This window comes from Streptomyces sparsus, from assembly GCF_054776295.1.
In genome coordinates this window covers 1-3,500 of sequence record NZ_BAAHCA010000511.1, presented here as the reverse complement: position 1 = coordinate 3,500, position 3,500 = coordinate 1, and the positions used below count along the sequence as shown (strand labels likewise).

Below are 3,500 nucleotides of genomic sequence, written 5' to 3'. Positions count from 1 at the left end.
GGGGCCGTCCCCGGAGCCGTGCCGGAGCCCGTCCCGGGCGTCGTCCGCCGTGCCCGGGGCGGCGCGCCGACGGTCGTCGCCCGTCCGGGGGTGTGAATCGGCTCATTCCAGGCACTCGCACGACATGGAAGACAACACCGACCCGGATCCGCGCCGCACGCCCGGCCTGTCACCCGGCGGCTCGGTGCCGCCGGGTGAGACCCCACCGGGTGAGGGCAGCACCTCGGGCGCCGGTCCGGACGAGACGCACAACCCCACCAAGGGCTGGGCCAAGGCGCCGCTCACCATGATCCTGCTGGTCACCGCGCTGGTGGCGGCGTTCTTCCTGGTCTACGCGGTGTTCCTGTGGCAGGACTGACCCGGCACCCGAGCCGCCCGGCCCCCGCCCGCTGACCCCGACGCCCACCGACCCCGACGCCCGCTGAGCAAACCGAGGAAGACGCCGGTGCCCGTCCCGACGGGCCGCCCGGGCGGCTTCCGCGTACGGAGGTATCCGATGAAGGCGAACGTATGGCACGGCAAGCGTGACGTACGCGTGGAGAACGTGCCCGATCCGGCGATCCTGAAGCCCACCGACGCCGTCATCAGGGTGACGTCGAGCGGTCTGTGCGGTTCGGACCTGCACCTCTACGAGGTGCTCGCCCCGTTCATGACGCCCGGCGACATCCTCGGCCACGAGCCGATGGGCATCGTCGAGGAGGTGGGCGCCGAGGTGACGGACCTGGCGCCCGGTGACCGGGTCGTGGTGCCGTTCCAGATCTCCTGCGGTTCGTGCTTCATGTGCCTCCAGGGCCTCCAGACCCAGTGCGAGACGACGCAGGTACGCGAGCACGACTCGGGCGCCGCGCTGTTCGGCTACACCAAGCTCTACGGCGCGGTACCGGGCGGCCAGGCCGAGTACCTGCGGGTGCCGCAGGCCCAGTACGGGCCGATCAAGGTGCCCGAGGGCCCCTCGGACGACCGCTACCTCTACCTGTCGGACGTGCTGCCCACCGCCTGGCAGGCCGTCGCCTACGCCGACGTGCCCGAGGGCGGCACGCTGGTGGTGCTGGGCCTCGGGCCGATCGGTGACATGTCGTGCCGGATCGCGCTCCAGCAGGGCGTGCGGCAGGTCATCGGCGTGGACCTGGTCCCCGAGCGGCTGGAGCGCGCCCGGGCGCGCGGGGTGGACGTGATCGACCTCAACACCGTCGACGATCCGGCCGAGGCGGTCCGTGAGCGCACCGAGGGCCGCGGCGCCGACTCGGTGGTCGACGCGGTCGGCATGGAGGCGCACGGCAGCAAGGCCGGCAAGCTGCTCCAGGACGCGTCGGCGATGCTGCCCGGGCGGATCGCCGAGAAGGTCGCGTCGAAGGCCGGCGTGGACCGGCTGGCCGCGCTGGGCATGGCCATCGACATGGTCCGCCGCGGCGGCACCATCTCGCTGAGCGGTGTCTACGGCGGCATGGCCGACCCGCTGCCGATGCTGGTCCTGTTCGACAAGCAGATCCAGCTGCGCATGGGCCAGGCCAACGTGAAGCGGTGGGTGCCGGACATCCTGCCGCTGCTCACCGACGGCGACCCGCTGGGCGTCGACGACTTCGCCACGCACCACGTGCCGCTGAGCGAGGCGGCCGACGCGTACAAGATGTACCAGGAGAAGAAGGACGGCGCGGTGAAGGTCGTCTTCAAGCCGTGACCACGGTCTTCGAGCCGTGACCGCCGGGCCGGCGACGAAGCGGGGCTGCCCCGCTTCGTCGCAGGCCCCGCTTCGTCGCCGCGGGCTCAGGGCAGCGGGGTGCCGCCGGTGGCGTTGACGATCTCCGCGGTGATGTAGCTGGCCTCCTGCGAGGCGAGGAACACGTACGCGGGGGCCATCTCGGCGGGCTGGGCCGCGCGGCCCAGCGGGCTCTGCGCGCCGAACTCCGACGTGTCCGGCAGCGTCGACGGGATGAGCGGCGTCCACACCGGACCGGGTGCGACCGCGTTGACCCGGATGCCGCGCTCGGCGAGATTGCCGGCCAGGCCCTGGGTGAACGTCACGATGGCGCCCTTGGTCATGGCGTAGTCGAGCAGGTGGGCGCTGGGCTTGTAGGCCTGCACGGAGGTGGTGTTGATGACGCTGCCGCCCTCCGGCATGTGCGGCAGGGCCATCTTGGTCAGCCAGAACATGCCGTAGAGGTTGGTGTGCACGACCCGGTCGAACTGCTCGGTGCTGATCTCCTCCAGCCCCTTGGGCTGGGACATCTGGTAGGCCGCGTTGTTCACCAGCACGTCGATGCGGCCGAACTCCCGCACCGCGCGGTCCACCAGCCGCCGGCACTCGTCCTCCTGGCGGATGTCGCAGGGCACCGCCACCGCACGGCGGCCGGCGTCCTCGACGAGTGCCACCGTCTGCTGCGCCTCGTCCTCTTCCTCGGGCAGGTAGGCCAGCGCCACGTCGGCGCCCTCCCGGGCGAAGGCCAGCGCGACCGCCCGGCCGATGCCCGAGTCACCGCCGGTGATCAGGGTCTTCCTCTCCTCCAGGCGCCCGCTCCCCCGGTAGGTGTCCTCGCCGTGGTCCGGCTTCGGATCCATGTTCTCCGTGTGGCCGGGGTGCTCGTCGTCCTGCTGCGGGAACGGCGGCTTGGGCTCCTGCTCGGCGGGGTTCTGCATGTCCTCCGTGGTGGGCACTGTTCCTCCATACATGTCCTGATGTGCCGGGCCGCCTGGGTACCCGGGGCCCCCACCACGAAACGAGCGTGCGGCCCGCCCGGGCCTTGCGCGGGGCGCGTGCCGGGACGTCGTCGGACGGTCGGGGCGCCGTGTCGGACGGTCGGGGCGCCGTGTCGGACGGTCGGGGCGTCACGTCGTCGCGTCGTCGCGTCAGGCGGTCAGGGGGTCAGGCGGTCAGGGCGTCGCGGGCGTCCATGAGGGCGAAGCCGAGCAGGTTCTGCCCCCGCCACTGCGAGGGCCGCGCGGCCCTCGGGTCCTCGGCGGTGAGGCCGATGCCCCAGACGGGGTCGACGGGGCTGGCCTCCACGAGCACGCGCGCCGACGTGCCCAGCAGGTAGGCGCACAGGGCTGGGTCCTGCCCGAACTTGGCGGTGTTCGCCCGGACGACGATGCCGTACCGCTCCGCCTCCCAGGTCCGGGCGTCGAAGTCGGCGACCTGGCGCCCCAGCGCCTTGGCCGCGCCCGGGTGGGCCGTGTCGCGGATGCGCCGGGCGATCGCCGCGTCGCCGAACAGGCGCGCCTTGGCGGCCATCATGTAGTGCTCGGCGGTCGGCCAGACGGCACCGTCGAGGGTGAAGGGCGCGGGCCACCACTGGCTCAGGCAACCGGGTCCCGGTCCGCCGCCCGGGGGCGGCCGATGCCCCCAGAAGTGCAGGAACTTGACCCGCTGCCCTTGGGCTTCGAGCCGGCGGAGAGCGTCGAGGTCGCGCGGCGACGCGTCGTGCGGGGACATGGGGACGACCCTGCCATGCCGTCGGCACCGGAGCCACGGGATTTCGCCCGGCCCACGGCGCCCACCGCCTCCG

At 72.9% G+C, this 3,500-nt stretch carries 4 protein-coding genes; 2 read left to right on the top strand and 2 right to left on the bottom strand.

The window, feature by feature from the left end:
* Positions 1–124: 124 nt before the first annotated feature.
* The gene (locus tag ACYVE9_RS19400) at positions 125–358 is read left to right on the top strand and encodes a DUF6480 family protein (protein WP_461029154.1); all 234 of its coding nucleotides are present in this window, start codon (positions 125–127) and stop codon (positions 356–358) included.
* A gap of 138 nt (positions 359–496) precedes the next feature.
* Complete coding sequence (locus ACYVE9_RS19395; protein ID WP_461029153.1) at positions 497–1,678, top strand: zinc-dependent alcohol dehydrogenase; 1,182 nt, start codon at positions 497–499, stop codon at positions 1,676–1,678.
* Positions 1,679–1,764: 86 nt separating this feature from the next.
* On the opposite strand, the gene ACYVE9_RS19390 is transcribed toward ACYVE9_RS19395, so the two are convergent.
* Positions 1,765–2,634, bottom strand: a complete 870-nt coding sequence (locus ACYVE9_RS19390) for an SDR family oxidoreductase (protein WP_461029155.1) — start codon at positions 2,632–2,634, stop codon at positions 1,765–1,767.
* 226 nt (positions 2,635–2,860) lie between these two features.
* On the bottom strand, positions 2,861–3,427 hold the full coding sequence (locus ACYVE9_RS19385) for an NADAR family protein (RefSeq protein WP_461029152.1): 567 nt from the start codon (positions 3,425–3,427) through the stop codon (positions 2,861–2,863).
* Between the last annotated feature and the right edge of the window lie 73 nt (positions 3,428–3,500).

Bases quoted from the DNA above. Each gene is read 5' to 3' on its own strand.
- ACYVE9_RS19385 (WP_461029152.1), bottom strand. From the start codon at position 3,427: ATGTCCCCGCACGACGCGTCGCCGCGCGACCTCGACGCTCTCCGCCGG.
- ACYVE9_RS19395 (WP_461029153.1), top strand. From the start codon at position 497: ATGAAGGCGAACGTATGGCACGGCAAGCGTGACGTACGCGTGGAGAAC.
- ACYVE9_RS19400 (WP_461029154.1), top strand. From the start codon at position 125: ATGGAAGACAACACCGACCCGGATCCGCGCCGCACGCCCGGCCTGTCA.
- ACYVE9_RS19390 (WP_461029155.1), bottom strand. From the start codon at position 2,634: ATGCAGAACCCCGCCGAGCAGGAGCCCAAGCCGCCGTTCCCGCAGCAG.